Source organism: Bacillus sp. EE-W1, from assembly GCF_009760835.1.
GTDB lineage: Bacteria > Bacillota > Bacilli > Bacillales > Bacillaceae_G > Bacillus_A > Bacillus_A wiedmannii.
Genome location: NZ_WIPE01000025.1, coordinates 1 through 19,150 on the forward strand (window position 1 = coordinate 1; position 19,150 = coordinate 19,150).

General features: G+C 35.6%; 19 protein-coding genes and 1 pseudogene. 14 read left to right on the forward strand and 6 right to left on the reverse strand.

The features are described 5' to 3' along the window. Positions 1-35: 35 nt before the first annotated feature. Positions 36-1,163, reverse strand: coding sequence for a radical SAM/CxCxxxxC motif protein YfkAB (yfkAB, locus tag GFJ36_RS02010; protein WP_000156029.1), 1,128 nt, complete (start codon positions 1,161-1,163; stop codon positions 36-38). A gap of 213 nt (positions 1,164-1,376) precedes the next feature. Between yfkAB and GFJ36_RS02015 the strand changes: the two genes are divergently transcribed. The 6 genes from GFJ36_RS02015 to truA all read left to right on the forward strand — a co-directional run bounded on the left by GFJ36_RS02015 (position 1,377) and on the right by truA (position 7,302). Then, positions 1,377-1,559: an SE1561 family protein gene (locus GFJ36_RS02015; protein ID WP_000513547.1), complete on the forward strand. Its 183-nt coding sequence runs from the start codon at positions 1,377-1,379 to the stop codon at positions 1,557-1,559. Between the two features lie 206 nt (positions 1,560-1,765). Next, positions 1,766-3,286, forward strand: a complete 1,521-nt coding sequence (gene fumA / locus GFJ36_RS02020; RefSeq protein WP_000413499.1) for a class I fumarate hydratase — start codon at positions 1,766-1,768, stop codon at positions 3,284-3,286. 126 nt (positions 3,287-3,412) lie between these two features. Beyond that, positions 3,413-4,195: a delta-lactam-biosynthetic de-N-acetylase gene (gene pdaA, locus GFJ36_RS02025; protein ID WP_000875960.1), complete on the forward strand. Its 783-nt coding sequence runs from the start codon at positions 3,413-3,415 to the stop codon at positions 4,193-4,195. 59 nt (positions 4,196-4,254) lie between these two features. Continuing rightward, positions 4,255-5,118 carry a DNA-3-methyladenine glycosylase family protein gene (locus GFJ36_RS02030; protein ID WP_000269433.1) on the forward strand — a complete coding sequence of 288 codons (864 nt, stop codon included), beginning with the start codon at positions 4,255-4,257 and terminating at the stop codon, positions 5,116-5,118. A 10-nt stretch (positions 5,119-5,128) separates the two neighbouring features. Next, positions 5,129-6,508 (forward strand): 23S rRNA (uracil(1939)-C(5))-methyltransferase RlmD, encoded by a 1,380-nt coding sequence (gene rlmD, locus GFJ36_RS02035; RefSeq protein WP_000615214.1) that lies wholly within the window; start codon positions 5,129-5,131, stop codon positions 6,506-6,508. A 56-nt stretch (positions 6,509-6,564) separates the two neighbouring features. Further along, complete coding sequence (gene truA, locus GFJ36_RS02040; protein WP_075313210.1) at positions 6,565-7,302, forward strand: tRNA pseudouridine(38-40) synthase TruA; 738 nt, start codon at positions 6,565-6,567, stop codon at positions 7,300-7,302. 53 nt (positions 7,303-7,355) lie between these two features. Here truA and GFJ36_RS02045 read toward each other — a convergent pair whose 3' ends face one another. Together GFJ36_RS02045 and GFJ36_RS02050 are read right to left on the reverse strand one after the other, a co-directional pair. Then, positions 7,356-7,553: a hypothetical protein gene (locus tag GFJ36_RS02045; RefSeq protein ID WP_097889303.1), complete on the reverse strand. Its 198-nt coding sequence runs from the start codon at positions 7,551-7,553 to the stop codon at positions 7,356-7,358. Between the two features lie 106 nt (positions 7,554-7,659). Continuing rightward, positions 7,660-9,063 carry a sigma-54 interaction domain-containing protein gene (locus GFJ36_RS02050; RefSeq protein WP_088061645.1) on the reverse strand — a complete coding sequence of 468 codons (1,404 nt, stop codon included), beginning with the start codon at positions 9,061-9,063 and terminating at the stop codon, positions 7,660-7,662. A gap of 274 nt (positions 9,064-9,337) precedes the next feature. Here GFJ36_RS02050 and GFJ36_RS02055 point away from each other — a divergent pair. The 3 genes and pseudogenes from GFJ36_RS02055 (at position 9,338) to GFJ36_RS02065 (ending at position 12,489) form a co-directional block, all read left to right on the forward strand. Next, a pseudogene (locus GFJ36_RS02055) lies at positions 9,338-9,585 on the forward strand (biotin/lipoyl attachment domain-containing protein). A 99-nt stretch (positions 9,586-9,684) separates the two neighbouring features. Further along, a complete protein-coding gene (locus GFJ36_RS02060) occupies positions 9,685-11,106 on the forward strand; it encodes an amino acid permease (protein ID WP_000969239.1) in 1,422 nt (473 codons plus the stop codon). Between the two features lie 60 nt (positions 11,107-11,166). After that, positions 11,167-12,489, forward strand: a complete 1,323-nt coding sequence (locus GFJ36_RS02065; protein ID WP_141542760.1) for an acetylornithine deacetylase — start codon at positions 11,167-11,169, stop codon at positions 12,487-12,489. Between the two features lie 99 nt (positions 12,490-12,588). Here GFJ36_RS02065 and GFJ36_RS02070 read toward each other — a convergent pair whose 3' ends face one another. Then, positions 12,589-13,242 carry a DUF1232 domain-containing protein gene (locus tag GFJ36_RS02070; RefSeq protein ID WP_001123723.1) on the reverse strand — a complete coding sequence of 218 codons (654 nt, stop codon included), beginning with the start codon at positions 13,240-13,242 and terminating at the stop codon, positions 12,589-12,591. Positions 13,243-13,372: 130 nt separating this feature from the next. Here GFJ36_RS02070 and ytaF point away from each other — a divergent pair, with 130 nt between their 5' ends. Both ytaF and GFJ36_RS28955 read left to right on the forward strand, forming a co-directional pair. Further along, a complete protein-coding gene (gene ytaF, locus GFJ36_RS02075; RefSeq protein ID WP_097889305.1) occupies positions 13,373-13,984 on the forward strand; it encodes a sporulation membrane protein YtaF in 612 nt (203 codons plus the stop codon). A 115-nt stretch (positions 13,985-14,099) separates the two neighbouring features. Continuing rightward, the gene (locus tag GFJ36_RS28955) at positions 14,100-14,258 is read left to right on the forward strand and encodes a hypothetical protein (RefSeq protein ID WP_000532409.1); all 159 of its coding nucleotides are present in this window, start codon (positions 14,100-14,102) and stop codon (positions 14,256-14,258) included. Positions 14,259-14,280: 22 nt separating this feature from the next. Here GFJ36_RS28955 and GFJ36_RS02080 read toward each other — a convergent pair whose 3' ends face one another. Beyond that, a complete protein-coding gene (locus tag GFJ36_RS02080; protein WP_000766602.1) occupies positions 14,281-14,622 on the reverse strand; it encodes a DUF3969 family protein in 342 nt (113 codons plus the stop codon). 175 nt (positions 14,623-14,797) lie between these two features. Continuing rightward, complete coding sequence (gene glsA / locus GFJ36_RS02085; protein ID WP_001149862.1) at positions 14,798-15,727, reverse strand: glutaminase A; 930 nt, start codon at positions 15,725-15,727, stop codon at positions 14,798-14,800. A gap of 69 nt (positions 15,728-15,796) precedes the next feature. Between glsA and GFJ36_RS30035 the strand changes: the two genes are divergently transcribed. From GFJ36_RS30035 to GFJ36_RS02095, 3 genes are all read left to right on the forward strand, one after another. Beyond that, positions 15,797-15,910, forward strand: a complete 114-nt coding sequence (locus GFJ36_RS30035) for a transcriptional regulator (protein WP_074651593.1) — start codon at positions 15,797-15,799, stop codon at positions 15,908-15,910. 142 nt (positions 15,911-16,052) lie between these two features. After that, positions 16,053-17,555, forward strand: a complete 1,503-nt coding sequence (nagE, locus tag GFJ36_RS02090) for an N-acetylglucosamine-specific PTS transporter subunit IIBC (protein ID WP_048567302.1) — start codon at positions 16,053-16,055, stop codon at positions 17,553-17,555. A 254-nt stretch (positions 17,556-17,809) separates the two neighbouring features. Continuing rightward, positions 17,810-19,063 (forward strand): serine hydrolase domain-containing protein, encoded by a 1,254-nt coding sequence (locus GFJ36_RS02095; protein ID WP_097889313.1) that lies wholly within the window; start codon positions 17,810-17,812, stop codon positions 19,061-19,063. The last annotated feature ends 87 nt before the right edge of the window (positions 19,064-19,150 follow it).

A 19,150-nucleotide genomic window follows, 5' to 3' on the forward strand; every position in this document is an offset into this window, starting at 1 on the left:
GAATGAACAAAACCCCCACTGATTAAAGTTGAACTTTAAAATGTTATGTTTGCTGTTTTTGATAAGAAGTCTTCTGTCGGATAGTAGCTATTTTTTACAAGAACATTTGGTCCAAGGCATTTTACTGCAGGACAGTGACAGCTTAATGATTGTGCTGTTTTTGAAGCACTCCATTTGTCATACGCTTCTTGTAGTGTGTTTGTTTGTACGTTACCTAGAAGAGGAACGTCACCGAAATCAGTTACAATAATATTTCCATCGAAAATGTTGACGTTTAAACGAGAACGACCATCTGGATCGTTACGAACTGTTACATTTTTGCTTTCTTGTAATTTCTTAAATGTGGCGATGTCTCGCTCGTCATCGCTACAAGCGTAGAAAGGTAAAGTTCCAAATAACATCCATACATTTTCATCGCGAATTTCTAGTAAATGCTCAATTGCATCTCGAATTTCAGCTTTTGTTAAGATCTCTAGATTACTCGCGAAGTCACTTGGATACATTGGATGAACTTCATGACGTTTACAGCCCATCTCTTCGACAATTTGACGATGAATATGTTCAATATGCGGTAGAGTCCTTTTGTTTAACATCGTTTCGGCTGATACGAGTACACCTGCATCTGATAGAGCTTTACTATTTGTAATCATTCGTTCAAATAATTTTGCACGTTGTTCATAAGTAGGTTTACGTTCCATCATTGCAAATCCACCTTCAACGAAGTCATCAATTGTTCCCCAGTTATGAGATATATGCAATACGTCTAAATAAGGAATAATTTGTTCGTAACGTGCTAAATCTATAGTTAAGTTTGAGTTGATTTGAGTGCGAACGCCTCGTTCATGAGCGTATTTTAAGAGTGGTGTTACATAGTTGTCGACGGATTTCTTTGAAAGCATTGGTTCTCCGCCAGTAATACTTAAAGAACGTAAATGAGGAATCTCATCTAATCGTTTTAATAAAAGTTCCATAGGAAGCGGATTTGGATCTTTCGGCTGTAATGTGTAACCAACAGCACAATGCTCGCAACGCATATTGCATAACGTTGTCGTTGTAAACTCAACGTTTGTTAATAGTAGTTTGCCGTACTCTTCAAGGTCCATATACGCTTCCCATGGATCGTAAGAAGGAGTAATCGGCTTCATTTTTTGTGATATCGTCATATGAAATACTCCTTTGACTATTGAAATAACAATTTGTCCATTCTCTATAATAGAAGAATATGTACTTTTTATAAAGTGAAACTTTTTTGTGAAAAAAGAGAGAGGGCTTACATTTGAATGAATGGCTGTGACAAAATTGATGAAATTTCATGCCCATAGCAATCATTTTTGCGGTATAATAAAAGCATCTCGAATTAAAAGGAGAGTGCCTTCATGGGAAAAGCAATTGAAGATAAAGATTCACAACTAGTATATTTAAAAGAACGTTTAAATATGTTCATTGAAGTAATTGATACAATTGAACCTGAAGAAGTAGAGTTAGAAGATGTAGATCGTCTTCTTGCGATGTTAGATGAATTAGAATTAAAATGTGAGCAATTTAAAAAAGACGAATAATATATTAAAAAGGCTGCCAATGCAAAATTGGCAGCCTTTTTCTGTATGGATAATAGAAGGACGGTAGAAAAAAAGGTATAATCAAGTTGTGAAAAATTTCATTTATGCTTTAATAGCGTGAAACAAATAAAAAGCTGAAGAGCATAACGATGGAATTTTCAGCTCATAACGTTTTGGTAGCGTTCACAATTGAGGGGGAAGTAACAATGGAAAAGCTTCAAGAAAGCATGTATCAACTAATTGTTGAAACGTCAACGAACTTACCGAAAGATGTTCGTCGTGCGATTCAACAAGCGAAAGAACGAGAAAATGCAGGGACTCGTTCTGCGATGGCACTTGGCACAATTACGAATAATATTAAAATGGCTGATGATAACATCTCGCCAATTTGCCAAGATACAGGGATGCCAACGTTTAAAATTTATACACCAGTTGGTGTGAATCAATTACATTTGAAGGAAGCGATCTATAATGCGCTTGAGCGGGCGACAAAAGATGGTAAACTTCGTCCCAATTCTGTTGATTCTCTTTTTGGAGACAATAGTGGAAATAATTTAGGACCAGGTACACCGGTTATTAAGTTTGAACAATGGGAAAAAGATTATATTGATGCACGCTTAATCCTAAAGGGTGGTGGCTGTGAGAATAAAAATATTCAGTATAGCTTACCGTGTGAATTAGAAGGACTTGGACGCGCTGGCCGTGATTTAGAAGGGATTCGTAAATGCCTTCTTCATGCTGTATATCAAGCGCAAGGTCAAGGCTGTAGTGCAGGTGTAATTGGTGTTGGTATCGGGGGAGACCGCACATCAGGTTACGAATTAGCAAAAAATCAATTATTCCGTACATTAGATGATGTCAATCCAGTACCAGAGTTACAAAAACTTGAAGAGTACGTATTAGAAAATGCGAATAAGCTTGGCATTGGTACGATGGGATTTGGCGGAGAAACAACTTTACTTGGTTGTAAAATTGGCGTGTATAATCGTCTGCCAGCTAGTTTCTACGTATCTGTTGCGTATAATTGCTGGGCATATCGCCGCCTTGGCGTAACAATCCATCCTGAAACAGGTGAAATTATGGATTGGCTATATCAAGAAGGTGAGGATACACTTCAGCAAGAAGCGCAAGAAAAAACAGAGCAACGTGAGATTGTATTACAAGCACCAATTACAGAAGAGCAAATTCGTGAACTTCGCGTTGGTGATGTTGTAACAATTAATGGCATGATGTATACAGGTCGTGATGCAATCCATAAGCATTTAATGGATAACGATTGTCCAGTAGATTTAAAAGGACAAGTTATTTATCACTGTGGTCCAGTTGTCGTGAAAGATGAAAATGAAAACTGGCAAATTAAAGCGGCAGGTCCAACGACAAGTATTCGTGAAGAACCGTACCAAGGCGATATTATGAAGAAATTCGGTATTCGCGCTGTCATTGGAAAAGGTGGTATGGGTGCAAAAACATTAGCGGCTTTAGAAGAGCACGGTGGTGTATATTTAAATGCAATTGGCGGTGCAGCGCAATATTATGCCGAATGTATTAAAGAAGTAAAAGATGTTGATTTCTTACAATTTGGTATTCCAGAGGCAATGTGGCATTTACGTATCGAAGGATTTAAAGCAGTTGTAACGATGGATTCTCATGGTAATAGCTTACATGCAGATGTTGATAAAACATCACTTGAAAAATTAGCTAGCTTTAAAGAGCCAGTATTTAAGTAAACAAAAATGCATCTCGAATGATTCGAGATGCATTTTTTTGGTATATATAGAAAAACATGTTCAGCATGAAAGAATGCACGGCAACAGAAACTACAAGTACGATTATATATGGAAAGGAGACTATTTATGAAATATAAATGGTTATATATCGGTCTCATTTTTTCAATTATGATGGCACTTGTTCCAGTTTCAGCATTAGCTTATACAAATACTCCACATAACTGGGGAATCCCGCGTCCTAAAAATGAAACAGTACCAGATGCAGGAAAGTTATACACAGATTTACTACAAAAAAATGGTGGGTTTTATTTAGGGGATACAAAGAAAAAAGATATTTATTTAACATTCGATAATGGGTACGAGAATGGATACACAGGGAAAATCTTAGATGTATTAAAAGAGAAAAAAGTACCGGCAACTTTCTTTGTAACGGGTCATTATATTAAAACACAAAAAGATTTGTTATTAAGAATGAAGAATGAAGGACATATTATTGGAAATCATTCGTGGAGTCATCCTGATTTTACAACGGTAAATGATGCGAAACTTCGTGAAGAATTAACGAGTGTAACGGAAGAGATTAAAAAAGTAACTGGGCAAAAAGAAGTAAAATATGTACGTCCGCCGCGCGGCGTATTTAGTGAAAGAACGTTGGCTCTTACGAAAGAAATGGGCTATTATAATGTATTTTGGTCACTTGCATTTTTGGATTGGAAAGTGGACGAGCAAAGAGGATGGCAATATGCACATAATAATGTAATGACGATGATTCATCCAGGATCTGTTTTATTACTTCATGCAATATCAAAAGATAATGCAGAAGCACTTGCGAAAATCATTGATGATTTGCGCGAGAAAGGGTATCATTTTAAAAGTCTAGATGACTTAGTAAAAAGCAATCAACCGTAAGCATGTATGCTTGCGGTTTTCTCATGCTATAATGATGTGTAAAAAGGATGGGGAAACGTATGTGGAGCGAACATGTTACGTTAGAGTATCCGTATCATTTTGAAGAGGTATTAAAACGTTTATCTTTTGATCCTCTTAACGTCATTCAATTAGATGAGAAAGTCATTTATGTCCCGCTTTGTATAGACGAGGAACAGATTGTTGTTCGCTTGCAAGGGATTGGTACTGTTCAAAATCCACAGTTTTGGATCTCTAGTCAGGCAGGAGATCAAGAGAAAGTCATGAAACGAATGAGGGCCATTTTTCATTGGAATGAACCGTTTCAAGATATACAAAATCATTTTTTAAACACATCATTACGTCCACTATTTGAAACATATGCTTATACTCCAATTATTTTAGAGTTTGATTATTTTGCTTGTCTTCTTCGCTGTATCATTCATCAACAAATAAATTTGAAATTTGCTACTGTGTTAACAGAACAGTTTGTGAAACGATATGGAACAGAGAAGAACGGTGTATTCTTTTTCCCCACTCCAGAAATAGTAGCAAATATTTCAATAGAAGAATTGAGGGAGCAGAAGTTTAGTCAGCGAAAGGCTGAATATATAGTAGGGTTAGGTCGAAGTATTGTCAGCGGTACATTAAATTTAGCGAGTATAGAAACCAGGGCGGATGAAGAGGTTTCCGCACAATTGTTACCAATTAGGGGGATTGGTACATGGACAGTGCAAAATTTTTTAATGTTCGGGCTTGGACGGAAAAATATGTTTCCGAAAGCGGACATTGGGATTCAGCGTGCAGTGCAAGGTGTATTTCAATTAGATGATAAACCTGATGATGCATTTTTAGAAAAAGTGAAACAAGAGTGTGAACCATACTGCAGTTATGCAGCGTTATATTTATGGAAAAGTATAGAGTAGAGGTGTAATAATGATACAAAAGCAACATGAGAGTAAGTTGGAAGTTGGTCAAACGTTTCCTGTGACAATTAAACGTCTTGGGATTAACGGAGAAGGCGTTGGTTATTTTAAGAGACAAGTTGTTTTCATTCCAGGGGCATTACCAGGAGAAGAAGTTGTTGCTGAAACAACGAAAATTCAGCGTGGCTTCGCTGAAGCGAAAGTGAAAAAAGTTCGTAAAGCTTCACCACATCGTGTGAAAGCACCATGTCCGGTATATGAAGAGTGTGGCGGTTGTCAGCTGCAACATTTAGATTATAAAGAACAATTAAATCAAAAGCGTGATATCGTCGTACAAGCATTCGAGAAGTATATGAACAACAGCTTGGAAGAAAAAATTCGTCCAACGCTTGGTATGGAAAACCCATGGCATTATCGTAATAAGAGTCAATTACAAGTGGGACGTAAAGACGAAAAGGTTATTACAGGGCTGTATAAGCAAAATTCACATCAGTTAATTGATATTGCTCACTGTATGATTCAACATAAAGCAACGAATGAAGCGACAAAAGTTGTAAGACGTATATTAGAAAAATTAAATGTTTCTATTTACAATGAGAAAAAACAAAAAGGTTTAGTACGCACAATTGTGACACGTACTGCAGTTCAAACAGGGGAAGTACAAGTTACACTTATTACAACAAAAGAAGAATTACCAAATAAAGATCAATTTATCGCAGAAGTACAAAAACAGATGCCAGCTGTTAAATCAATTATGCAAAACGTAAACTGGCGTAAAACATCTGTTATTTTCGGTGATAAAACATTTAAATTAGCTGGAAAAGAAGTAATTCAAGAAACACTAGGTGATTTATCATTTGAATTATCAGCACGTGCATTCTTCCAGTTAAATCCAGAACAAACAGTTGTTTTATACGATGAAGCGAAAAAAGCAGCTGCTTTAACAGGCGATGAGAAAATTGTAGATGCTTATTGTGGTGTTGGTACAATCGGTCTTTGGCTTGCAAATGATGCAGCGGAAGTACGTGGTATGGATGTAATTCCAGAAGCGATTGAAGATGCAAGAAAAAATGCGAAGCGTCACGGATTTACAAATACGAAATATGAAGCAGGTAAAGCTGAACAATGGTTACCGAAATGGGTAAAAGAAGGATGGCGTCCAGATGTAATTGTTGTCGATCCACCTCGTACAGGTTGCGATGATAAATTACTGGAAACAATTTTAAAAGTGAAACCAAAACAAGTTGTTTACGTATCTTGTAATCCTTCTTCATTAGCACGTGATGTACAAGCATTAATGAAGAGTTATGAAGTGGAATATGTACAACCAGTTGATATGTTCCCACATACAGCCCATGTAGAAAATGTAGTGAAGCTTGTTAGAAAGTAAAGTGTATTCATATTCCCTCACGATATGAGGGAATATTTTCTATGAAGGAGAGTAAAATGAATAATTATAAATTAACGATTCAGTACGATGGTGCACGTTTTAAAGGATGGCAACGTCTCGGTAATAACGATAATACAATTCAAGGAAAAATCGAGAGTGTCATATCTGAAATGATCGGAAAAGAAATTGAAATTATCGGTTGTAGTAGAACAGATGCGGGTGTACATGCTTTGAATCAAGTTGCTAACTTTCAAAGTGATGAGAAGTTAGTGGAACATAAAGTGAAAAAATATTTAAATCAATATTTACCCAACGATATTAGCATTACGAATGTAGAAGAAGTACAAGATCGCTTCCATGCCCGTTATAATTCTAAAGCAAAAACATATCTTTATAAAATTTGGAATGAAGAGCATACAAATCCATTTATGCGTAAATACAGCATGCATGTGAATAAAAAATTAAATGTGAAAAGCATGAAAGAAGCTGCGAAACATTTAGTTGGTTCACATGACTTTACTGCTTTTTCAAATGCGAAATCAAAGAAAAAGTCTATGGTTCGAGAAGTATATACACTTGAAGTGATGGAAGAAGCAGGATTTGTACAAATTAGAGTAAGTGGTAACGGATTCCTTCATAACATGGTACGAAAAATTGTTGGAGCATTAATTGAAGTTGGATTAGGACAATTAGATGCGGACGCAATCCCAAATATTTTAGAGGAAAAACAACGTAATCAAATTAATTGTCTTGCTGAGGCGAGTGGTTTGTATTTGGAGAATGTTGAATTTTAATAAACAATAAAAAAATCGAGCTGTGTAAGCTCGATTTTTTTATTGTTTTGGCATTAAGAAGATTTTTCTTTCTTCATACGTATCTTCAAATTCCAAAAAGCAGCAAGCATAATAGCTGCAAAGGAGCCGCTAATTGTTGCTAATAGTTTTGCATAAGGATAAGCATTCATATCAACTAGTAACATCATACATACAAGGGTAGGGAAGAAGGCTAAGTAGTGTAATAACTTTAATTTGTTATCATTACTCATATATATCGTTCCTTTCTAGTATGTTATATGTTTATTGTAGCATATTTTCCTAATTTTCATTTGCACTTGGAAGCGGATTCATCCTATATTTGATTAAAGTTTCATTTCATATGTGTAAATGCAATTTTTTAATTCGATATTGTAAGTTTTGCCTACTTAATCCTAAAAACTTTGCAGCCTGTGAGATATTACCGTGATACTCTGTCAGAATTTGATTGATGTAGTTCTTCTCCATTGTCTCTATTGTGTGCTTTAACGTTTTAGGTGCATCATCCTCGTTATTAGTTAGGGAAGGTTGCATATTGAATTCTTTTTTTATTTGTTCACGAAAGCGAGCGGGAAGATGAAACGCTGTAATAATATTTTCATCTTCAACTAAATTCATCGAACCTTCAATGATATGTTCCAATTCTCGTACGTTTCCAGGCCAATCATATGCATACAAGAATTCTCTTACATGTACATCTAGATCCGTTACGCCAAGTCCAAATTGAATGTTGTACTTTTCGATAAAGTGCTGCACAAGATCAGGAATATCTTCTTTTCGTTCACGTAAAGGCGGGAGACATAAAGTAACGACGCTTAATCGGTAATATAAGTCTTCCCGTAATCGATTATGTGTAATAGCTTCAAGAGGATCTTCATTAATAGTTGCTATAATACGAACATCAATTTCTTTTTCTTGTGTGCCTCCGATTCTTCGTATTGTTTTTTCTTGTATAGCTCGTAGTAACTTCGCTTGAAGTGCTGGACTTAATGAGTTGATCTCATCTAATAACAAAGTTCCTCCATTTGCTTCTTCAAATAAACCAGCTTTATCGATAGCTCCTGTAAATGCACCTCGGTTCGTACCAAATAATAAGCTTTCCATGAGTGTATCAGGTATAGCGGCACAGTTTTGTGAAATAAATGGTTTTGTTGAACGTTGACTTTCATTATGGATACTTTGTGCAAATAGTTCTTTACCGGTCCCTGTTTCTCCTACGAGAAGTATGGATGAGGATGTACGAATTACTCTCTTTGCTTCTGTAATGACAGATTGAATAGCATTAGAATCACCGATTATGTGATCAAAGGTAAACTTATTATTTTGTTTTCGAGAAAGGTTCGTTTTCATTGTTTGTTTGAAATGGCTAATCTCTGTTGAAATTTCAATAGCGCCTTTAATTTTTCCGTTTTCTATTATAGGGAAAGTATTGTTAATTGTTGTAATTTCTTGCCCTTTATTGTTAAAATACGTTTGTTTTATATTTTTGTTTGTTTTTCCTAATTTTAATGCCTCTATTAGAGTACTATTTTTATTTTCTTCAAATGCGAATACTTCTAAAGGACTTTTATATAGCACATCTGAGCGTTCCATTGATTCAATTTCCATCATTTTGCGGTTATAGATAATCGTTTTACTTTCCTCATTAATAATATGAATCCCGATATCGAGCTCATTGAGTAAAGTTTCATATAGCATATTCATTTCAATGATCTGTTTAAAATTAATTTCTTCTGTACGCATAGATTATCTTCTCCTCATTTCACCCTATGAAGACTGACTTTTTATAATTTTATTAAAATTCTTATAAAATCGCAAAATTTTTTTGCTATTTTCCCTTTAAAACTTCTCAAATGATAGAAAAATTTTGCGGTTATGAAGATTTTTTTTTGAGAAACCTTCATTTTAAATAGGAATTGGAGATTGGTACGCATTTTGCATAAATAATAGTTGAAATCTCTAAAGGAGGGATATGCAACGTTTCAGTACCGATTAATAAGAAGGAGGAGTTTATAAAGTGAAGATGGTTATAGAAGGCGTGTATAGTCCTTGTTACGGGAAAGTAGAGAAGTTATTTGTTACGGATACGTATACGAGTGGGAGAAATTAGCGTTAATTGAAACAATAGATAAACAGAAAGTAGAAATTAAAGTAGGAATCAGTGGATATATCGAATCATTAGAAGTAGTAGAAGGACAAGCTATCGCTGATAAAAAGTTATTAATAACAGTGAGGGATGATCTTTTAATAACAGGTAGTGATTGATACTATGTATTTTGCTCTTTTCAATAATTATTCTTATTATGAACATTTTTAAAAACGCTTACATGAAATGGGTTTCCAAAGTGAAAAGGGGGGATTTATATGATGGATCAAAACCAAGGGTTAAAAAGGGAATTGAAAAGCAGGCACATCTTTATGATTGCACTTGGAGGAGTTATTGGTACCGGTCTTTTTTTAGGATCTGGGTATACAATTCATGAAGCTGGGCCTGGAGGAGCGATTGTAGCGTATCTTGTTGGAGGATTTGTTATGTATTTAACGATGCTCTGTCTTGGAGAGTTAGCTGTTGCGATGCCTGACGCAGGATCTTATCAAACGTATGCTACAAAGCACATTTCCCCTGCAGCGGGTTATGTAGTCGGCTGGATGTCATGGCTAAACTGGTCTGCTACGATAGGTATTGAACTGATTGCAGTTAGTATTTTAATGAAACGATGGTTTCCTGATGTACCGTCATGGATTTGGTGTGTAGCGTTTGCGGTGCTTCTCTTTGCTATCAATGCGTTATCTTCAAGAAGTTTTGCAGAAGTTGAATTTTGGTTTGCAAGTATTAAAGTAATTACAATTATTGCATTTATTATTTTAGGCGGGGCAGCAATGTTTGGTTTTCTAGATATGAAAGGAAATGAACCAGCACCGATGTTCTCTAGCTTTACTGATTATGGTGGGTTGTTTCCAAATGGATTATCAGCCATTTTAATTACGATGATTGCAGTTAATTTTTCCTTCCAAGGAACGGAACTAGTTGGTATTGCAGCTGGAGAGAGTGAAAATCCAGAGAAAACGATTCCGAAGGCAATTAATAATACAGTTTGGCGTATACTTGTGTTCTTTGTATTATCTATTTTCATTCTTGCAGGCTTATTCCCTTGGCAGCAAGCGGGAGTGATAGAAAGTCCATTCGTAGTTGTATTTGATAAAATTGGTATTCCTTATGCAGCCGATATTATAAATTTCGTTATTATTACAGCGGTTCTATCCGTTGCGAATTCAGGATTATATGCAACTTCTCGTATGCTATGGTCTATGTCTAATCAAGGAATGATTAGTCCAATTTTCGGTAAGTTATCTAAAAATGGTGTTCCTATTTATGCATTGATTGTAAGTACAATTGTAGGTTGCCTTTCATTACTATCAGGTATTTATGCGGAAGATACAGTTTATTTATGGCTACTTTCTATTGCCGGGTTCGGGGCGATATTAGTTTGGGCATCTATTGCTCTATCTAACTTGTTGGCTAGAAGGTCATACATTAAGCAGGGCGGGGATGTGAAGGACTTGAAATTTAAAACACCGCTGTATCCATTCGTACCACTGCTTGCGTTAGTATTAAATGTAACAGTAATTGTTGGTATGGCTTTTATTCCAGAACAAAGAATGGCATTATATTGTGGTATTCCATTTATGATTGTTTGTTTACTGTTTTACCGTGCGACAAGAAATAAGGCACGTAAGGTAGAACATATTGAAAAAACGAATACAACAGAGGCAGAGAGTTTGTAAATATATTAGAAACTTATGCTAAAAAAAGAGACTGTAAAATTGTAAACAGTCTCTTTTTTTGTGACAATAAAGCTGGAAACATACTATGTATGCAAAGGGGAACTAGCGATGAATCAAGAAGTTTCACAGCTATTAGAACAGATTGATTTACGAAAAGATGAGTTACTAGAGCTTACAAAGACTTTAATTCGTTTTGAAACACCAGCACCGCCGGCGAGAAACACAAATGAGGCGCAAGAATTTGTTGCAGATTTTCTAAAAAAACGAAATTTTAGTGTTGATAAATGGGATGTATATCCGAATGACCCGAACGTTGTTGGGGTGAGAAAAGGGCTAGAAAGTGACACACATAAAAGTCTTATTATTAATGGACATGTGGATGTAGCAGAAGTATCGGTAGATGAAGCGTGGGAAGCCAATCCGTTTGAGCCATTTATAAAAGATGGTTGGTTAGTTGGACGTGGTGCGGCGGATATGAAAGGAGGACTGGCTGGAGCACTATTTGCTATTCAACTGTTACAAGAAGCTGGCATTGAATTACCTGGAGATTTAATCTTTCAATCAGTAATTGGGGAAGAAGTTGGAGAAGCAGGTACACTTCAATGCTGCAAAAGAGGTTATGATGCTGATTTTGCAGTCGTAGTGGATACAAGTGATTTACATATGCAAGGACAGGGCGGCGTAATTACTGGATGGATTACTGTGAAAAGCCCCCAGACGTTTCATGATGCAACACGCAGGCAAATGATTCATGCTGGAGGACGTTTATTCGGAGCGAGTGCGATTGAAAAAATGATGAAAATTGTGCAAAGTTTACAAGAATTAGAGCGTCATTGGGCAGTTATGAAAACATATGAAGGTTATCCATCTGGAACAACAACAATTAACCCAGCTGTTATTGAAGGCGGACGGCATGCAGCATTTATTGCGGATGAGTGCCGGTTATGGATAACGGTGCACTTCTATCCGAATGAAACACATGAACAAATAATAAAAGAAATTGAAGAGTATATTGAGAAAGTAGCGGCTGCCGATCCATGGTTAAGTGAAAATCCACCACAATTTAAGTGGGGCGGAGAATCAATGATTGTGGATCGTGGCGAAATTTTCCCTTCTTTAGAAGTAGATAGTGAACATGAAGCAGTAAAAACTCTTAGCTCAGTACACGAATCAATTCTATCTAAAAATGCAATTTTAGATATGTCTGCAACGGTAACGGATGGTGGTTGGTTTAGTGAATTTCATATTCCAGCTGTTATTTACGGACCAGGTACATTAGAAGAAGCTCATTCAATAAATGAGAAAGTTGAAGTAGAACAGTTAATTAAATTTACAAAAGTAATAACAGCATTTATATATGAATGGTGTCACACGAAAAAATAGATTAGTGTGTTGAAATCGTACAGGTATGTATACTTGTACGATTTTTTAGTGAACTATTTCAGAGTTGAACAGAAACAACTGAAATAGTTCTTTATTTTTCTATGTTTTTCGTTTTAGTTCGATTAATTTTTCTTTCGCTAATTCAACAGCAATTGCATCATCTAAATAGCCAATTGGAAAGAGATAGTCGGGAATAATATCTGTCGATAAAATGAAATACAGTAATGCGCCTCCAAGAACTGCACGCTCTTCTTTTGAGATAGTTTCATTGCAAAATTGTTGATACATATCGGTTAATTGTTCAATAAAAGGACCAGCGCTATCAATTTGTTCTAATTTACTCGCGAAACTTTCATGAATACGTTTTTCACCTTCTGTTGTCTGAGCATAGCGTTCATAGTTTTCAAGTTCTTGTTTTACGCGAGTTGTTGTATAGTCAAAATCGAATAAGTTAGAGGATTGCAGCGTTTGCTGAATTGTATCAAGAGATGTGTACATATCCGTCTTTTCTTTATTAATGTGAGGAGAATCAGGATACATTTCATCAAATAACAATTGGGGTGGAACTTGCAAACATTCTGCAAATTTTTGTAGATGTTTTTGTTTTGGCGGTTGTTTACCATTCATAATTCTTGAGATTGTTGCGGGATCAATATTTGTATGCATTCCTAATTGACGCATGGATAAGGCACGTTCTTTTAAAAGTTTTTTTATTAATGTACTAAGCCGCTCATTTGGGTTTTCTTTAGGCATAGTGAAGGCACTCCTTTTTTATTGTTGAAAAAATGTTGAGCATTTCTTACATGTATATGAAACAGACAGGCACAGTTGCTCAACATTTTCATAATATGCATTGAAAAGTGAGAAAAAGGGGTGGCTGTTTATGAGTACGGCAGGTCTATTTTCAATTTTTTTAATCGGTATTGCTTCTAATTTAGATAATGCAGGTGTTGGGATTGCATATGGCATTCGTAAAATTCGAATTTCGTGGCTTAACAATTTTATCATCGCATTTTTTGGTTTTTTATTTACTTTATTAGCTGGCTTTTTTGGGAACTGGATAGCGTTATTTATTTCAGAGTTTACTGCAAACCTAATTGGAGCAATCGTTTTAGGTATAATCGGTGTGTTTATTTTGTGCCAGCCTTTCTTGGGGCAAAGAAATACTGTAGGTTCTAAAGATGGTAATGTACTTATAGGCATTTTACGTGATCCAGAAAAAGCAGATTTTGATGGTTCTAAAACAATTAGTTTTTCAGAAGCAATTGTTTTAGGGGTTGCGTTGTCTATTAATAATATTGCAGGTGGATTTGACGCTGGGGTAACAAACTTGAATCTGTGGCTTACAGCAACTATTTCTGGGGTGTTTAGTTTTATTTGTATTAGTGGTTTTGCTTATGTAGGAAAACGATTTTTAGCAGAATACTTAGGGAAATGGGCTACTGTTATTGCGGGCGTGCTATTAATTCTTATTGGGATAGATCAGTTATTGTGAGGAGAACAGAAAACAATATTCGAGTATTTCCTTGGAAATATGGCAAAGGATTGCATATATCGACGTACTTTTCTCCATACTAATACGGATTTCTTTTAAAGAAAGGGTGATCCGTATGGGACGCGGAAAAGCATTTGATCATAAGAAAAAAGGGCATGACCATCAACCGCCTAAAGGTGCGTTTATTCATAAAGATGTAAATGAACATACTTTAGAAGAGGAAGAGCTACCAGTAAATATTGAGGCGTATAAAAATAGTTTAAAAAAACATTAAAAGCACCTACATAGGTGCTTTTTCAACGTATATCTTCAATTAGTTGTTCCGATTCTTCATGCATACTGTATTCACTTAACACTTGAATGCAAAGCCACTTTAATTCTTCGATAGTATGTTCAAGTTCTTCTGGAAGCACATGATGAATGTCTTCAAGTCCCATTCCGAAATGAATAAGTTCAAGTACTTGATCATCGATGTTCCGATCCATTAGTAGTTCAAGTACTTCTAAATTGAATATGTATCGGTGAGCTTCATCGAGTGAAACCACTTTTAACTTCAAGCTTTCTACAATACTCAATATAAAAAGAAGAATCGTTTTTTCAAGAACAGGCTGTTTTTCCATTTGAAATATTAGTTTCATCTTTCACACCTCCACATATAGCGCTAGGTTGTACTATATTATTCAGGAGGGGGGAGCAAATATGCATGATATAGAGAAACTTTTAGTACTGTTTTGTAAGGGGATGGATAGCGGATAAAGTTGAGGTTTTTATGAAATGAAAAAAATCCTGCTAGTATAGCAGGATAACTCTGAATTAAAAAATGCTCCAACCTTCTTGAGCAGAAAGAAGTTCAAGAATTTTAAAACCAGCGATACTATTTCCGTTTGCATCTAAAGCCGGTCCGAAAATGCCAATTCCCATTTCTCCTTTTACGCAGCCGAAAATGCCACCAGCTACGCCGCTTTTTGCTGGGATACCAACGCGGATCGCAAATTCACCAGACTCGTTATACATACCACATGTAACCATAAATGTTTTACAGATTTTTGTAATATGTTTAGGGATAATTTGTTTTTTCTTATATGGATCATATCCATCCATCGCAAAAATTAAGCCGATACGTGCTAAATCGATACAGTTTACTTCAACTGCACATTGTCGAGTGTATAAATCCATAAGTTCTTCGATGTCACAATCGATAATTCCGTTTTGTTTCATGTAGTAACAAAGTGAACGGTTTAAGTAAGCTGTCTCTAATTCTGAATTGGCAACTTTAGAAGAATAATTAATGGTAGGATTATCTGTTATTTCACGTACAAAATGAAGGATGCGCTCCATTTTTTTTTCATTATCTTTTCCTGTTAACATGCTCGTAATAGCTAGTGCTCCCGCATTAATCATTGGATTAAGTGGTTTGGATGGACTTGTTGTTTCTAACTTAATAATAGAGTTGAATGGATCACCAGTTGGTTCCATTCCAACTTTAGAAAATACATATTCTTCACCACGATCTAAAAGGGCAAGTGCAAGTGTAATTACTTTTGAAATACTTTGAAGAGTAAATAGTGTTTGTGAGTTGCCAGCATGGATATATTCTGTTTCTTTATGGAAAATGGCAATCCCTAAATCGTCTGGATTTGCATTTCCTAGTTCGGGGATATAAGTAGCAAGCTTTCCTTTTTTCGTATATGGTTTTACTTGTTCTAACAACTGTTGTAAGTTGTTTGTTTCAATGCACTGCATAGTACCAACGCTCCTATTTCGAATTAACTACGTTTACTTTTCCCGATATGCTCGGAAATAAATAATAACATGAAAAGGTGGAATGATAAAACGAAAGTTACATGTTCTATAGTAGGTATTTCGTTTCGAGTATTCTATATTAAAAAAGGAGAATTTTCCTTTTATATAACAGTTTGGAAATAGGAGATTTATCCATAAAAAATTCAAAAATAAAAACTACACATCTATACAACTATATGTTATTATGGTTATGTAAATAGAAAGCGTTTTCTAAGGCGTACTTATAATGATAACGATTTCATAAATTGAATTAGGGGGAATTAAAATGTTGCAGTTTCTACAACGTATTGGTAAAGCGTTAATGCTTCCAATCGCAGTGCTACCAGCAGCAGGATTATTGCTTCGTCTAGGACAACCAGATGTATTTGATATTCCTGTTATGGCACAGGCCGGTGCAGCAGTTTTTGATAATTTAGCACTTATTTTTGCAATTGGTATTGCAATCGGTTTGTCTGTTGATGGTAGTGGTGCAGCAGGTCTTGCAGGTGCAATTGGTTATCTAGTTATGAAAAACAGTATTGATGCACTTAGTAAGGGATATTCTACTGTAGAATTACAAGATAAATTAGGCAAAGTTCAAGATTTAATAGGTAATAGCGCTAATGTAGACCCATCTAAGCTTGCAGATACAATGACACAGGTATCTAAGGCAGCCGAATTATCGACTAAAGTGGATATGAAAGTTTTAGGTGGTATTATTGTCGGTGTTATAGCAGGACTTCTTTATAATAAATTCCATAAGATTAAACTTCCAGAATGGTTAGGGTTCTTTGCTGGAAAACGTTTCGTTCCGATTGTTACATCGGTTGTGATGTTACTATTAGGAATTCTATTCGCACAAATTTGGCCAGCAATTCAAAATGCTATCGATGCATTAGCTCATGGAATTGTTAATTTAGGGGCAGTTGGTTCAGGTCTATTTGGTTTATTAAACCGTCTATTAATTCCAATCGGTTTACACCACGTAATGAACACATACTTCTGGTTCGTACTTGGTGACTTTACAAATGCAGCAGGTAATGTTGTAAATGGTGATATTGCTCGCTTCCTTGCAGGAGATAAAACAGCGGGTATGTTTATGACTGGTTTCTTCCCAGTTATGATGTTCGGTTTACCAGCAGCATGTTTCGCAATGATTGCGGCTGCTAAACCAGAAAAACGTAAAATGGTTACAGGTATGTTAGGTGGTCTAGCATTAACTTCATTCTTAACTGGTATTACAGAACCAATTGAATTCTCATTCATGTTCTTATCACCAGTATTATATGGTATTCATGCTGTATTAACAGGTCTGTCTCTATTTATTACAACAACTCTTGGCATTCACGATGGTTTCACATTTAGTGCCGGTGCAATCGATTACTTCTTAAACTTCGGTATTGCAACAAAACCAGTATTACTGGCGGGAGTCGGTTTAATTTACGCAGTAATTTATTTCGTTGTATTTTACTTCTTAATTAAGAAGTTCGATCTAAAAACTCCTGGTCGCGAAGATGACGACGAGCTAGCTGAAGAGGGTGACGCACCTGTTGCAGGTTCAATTGGTGAAACTTACGTAGCAGCTTTAGGTGGAAAAGAAAACTTAACAGTTATTGATAATTGTGCAACACGTCTACGCTTACAAGTGAAAGATGCTGGTCAAGTAAACGAAGCAGCATTAAAACGTGCTGGTGCAAAAGGTGTTATGAAATTAAGTAACACGAGTGTCCAAGTTATCGTAGGTACAAATGTTGAATCTGTTGCCGATGATATGAAAAAACACGTATAAATAATGAGATAAGAGGATATCCCAAAAGGTTGATAACATCAATTTTTTTAGAGGATATCCTCTTTTTTATGTTAACGATTTAACGGGAATCTTACTTTTGTAAATTTTCTTTTTCTTTTTTATACATATAGGTTGGTAATATGTGCAGTGCGTGATAAAGTAGGGATGATATAGAATAGAGTATCCATAATCTGCTAAAATAAATCTTTAGTAGAGGAAGTAAATTATTGGTGAGTAAGGGGAAAAAAGCAATCATGGATCAGGAAAAAAATAATGCGAATGGGAAAGCACGTCGGCCGATTGTATACATAAAAAGAACAATCATTCTCGTCTTACTATTTTCACTTGTATATTTCATGTATACAAAAATTGTTGCGCATAATAAGAAAGAAGAAACTTTAAAAGCAGCGGCAGAAATGAAGAAACAAGAAGAGCTGAAAAAGAAAGAAGAAGAAAAAAAGAAACAAGAAGCACAAAAACAAAGAGAGCAGGAAGAACAAGAAGAACAAGTGAAGCAAGCACAAGCTGTGGAAAAACCTGCTGAGGGACCACCTCAAGAAATTAATGAAAACGCTCAATTAGATCAATATTTACAAAACGCAGGATTTAGCGGGACAGCTGTTATTGTGAAGAACGGAAAAGTTCTTTTGAATAAAGGATACGGTATGGCGAACAAAGAGAAACAAGTACCGAATAATTCAGAGACAACTTTTTATATTGGTTCTATTTCAAAGGCATTTGTAGCGACTGCTATTATGCAATTAAAGGATCAAAATAAATTAAATGTAGAGGATACGGTTGCAAAGTATATTCCAGATTTCCCTCAAGGTAATGGGATTCAGTTAAAGCATTTACTAACACATACATCAGGAATTCCAGAGTACGAGCAAGGAACAGAGGATATTTCTCATGAAGAACTGATAAAACGAATAGGAAAGCAAAAGCGTGTTGGGAGCCCAGGAGAGAAATGGAAATATTCCGATTCGAACTATTCGATACTCGCCTATATCGCTGAGAAGGTAAGTGGACAACCGTTAGAAGACTATATTAAACAACATATTTTTGCTACTGCGGGTATGAAACATTCTGGTTTCGGTAAAGCGTTAGAGCAAACAAGGTTCCCATCAACAGGTTATAAAATAGTAAATAACAATATGACAACACCTAATATTCCAAGTATGTCACAACTATATGGTTGTGGTGATATATATACAAGTGCACATGATTTATATTTATTTAATGAAGCACTCTTCTCTGGAAAGTTGATTTCAAAAGAGAGTTATAATCAAATGTTTACGGCTGTGAAAAAGGATTACGGATTTGGTTGGTATGTAGACCCGGGAAGTTATTCGAATCACGGTGTAATGCCAGGATGGAATTGTTTAAATGGATTTAGCAAAAACGGAAGTGTGTATGTCGTTTTATTATCTAACATTCAAAATAATATTAAATCGTTTGGTAAAGTGAATAACGACATTTATACGATGTTGCGAAATATTGAAGTGTAAGAGGCTATCCTATTGGATAGTCTTTTTTTATTGAGGAAGTGTAGGGGCAATGGGATAATGAAATAAAGTGAAACTTTAATCAGTGGG

What these genes read in the sequence shown, in the direction of transcription:
- yfkAB (WP_000156029.1), bottom strand. Translation starts at nt 1,163, where the DNA reads ATGACGATATCACAAAAAATGAAGCCGATTACTCCTTCTTACGATCCA.
- GFJ36_RS02015 (WP_000513547.1), top strand. Translation starts at nt 1,377, where the DNA reads ATGGGAAAAGCAATTGAAGATAAAGATTCACAACTAGTATATTTAAAA.
- fumA (WP_000413499.1), top strand. Translation starts at nt 1,766, where the DNA reads ATGGAAAAGCTTCAAGAAAGCATGTATCAACTAATTGTTGAAACGTCA.
- pdaA (WP_000875960.1), top strand. Translation starts at nt 3,413, where the DNA reads ATGAAATATAAATGGTTATATATCGGTCTCATTTTTTCAATTATGATG.
- GFJ36_RS02030 (WP_000269433.1), top strand. Translation starts at nt 4,255, where the DNA reads ATGTGGAGCGAACATGTTACGTTAGAGTATCCGTATCATTTTGAAGAG.
- rlmD (WP_000615214.1), top strand. Translation starts at nt 5,129, where the DNA reads ATGATACAAAAGCAACATGAGAGTAAGTTGGAAGTTGGTCAAACGTTT.
- truA (WP_075313210.1), top strand. Translation starts at nt 6,565, where the DNA reads ATGAATAATTATAAATTAACGATTCAGTACGATGGTGCACGTTTTAAA.
- GFJ36_RS02045 (WP_097889303.1), bottom strand. Translation starts at nt 7,553, where the DNA reads ATGAGTAATGATAACAAATTAAAGTTATTACACTACTTAGCCTTCTTC.
- GFJ36_RS02050 (WP_088061645.1), bottom strand. Translation starts at nt 9,063, where the DNA reads ATGCGTACAGAAGAAATTAATTTTAAACAGATCATTGAAATGAATATG.
- GFJ36_RS02060 (WP_000969239.1), top strand. Translation starts at nt 9,685, where the DNA reads ATGATGGATCAAAACCAAGGGTTAAAAAGGGAATTGAAAAGCAGGCAC.
- GFJ36_RS02070 (WP_001123723.1), bottom strand. Translation starts at nt 13,242, where the DNA reads ATGCCTAAAGAAAACCCAAATGAGCGGCTTAGTACATTAATAAAAAAA.
- ytaF (WP_097889305.1), top strand. Translation starts at nt 13,373, where the DNA reads ATGAGTACGGCAGGTCTATTTTCAATTTTTTTAATCGGTATTGCTTCT.
- GFJ36_RS28955 (WP_000532409.1), top strand. Translation starts at nt 14,100, where the DNA reads ATGGGACGCGGAAAAGCATTTGATCATAAGAAAAAAGGGCATGACCAT.
- GFJ36_RS02080 (WP_000766602.1), bottom strand. Translation starts at nt 14,622, where the DNA reads ATGAAACTAATATTTCAAATGGAAAAACAGCCTGTTCTTGAAAAAACG.
- glsA (WP_001149862.1), bottom strand. Translation starts at nt 15,727, where the DNA reads ATGCAGTGCATTGAAACAAACAACTTACAACAGTTGTTAGAACAAGTA.
- GFJ36_RS30035 (WP_074651593.1), top strand. Translation starts at nt 15,797, where the DNA reads ATGAAAAGGTGGAATGATAAAACGAAAGTTACATGTTCTATAGTAGGT.
- nagE (WP_048567302.1), top strand. Translation starts at nt 16,053, where the DNA reads ATGTTGCAGTTTCTACAACGTATTGGTAAAGCGTTAATGCTTCCAATC.
- GFJ36_RS02095 (WP_097889313.1), top strand. Translation starts at nt 17,810, where the DNA reads ATGGATCAGGAAAAAAATAATGCGAATGGGAAAGCACGTCGGCCGATT.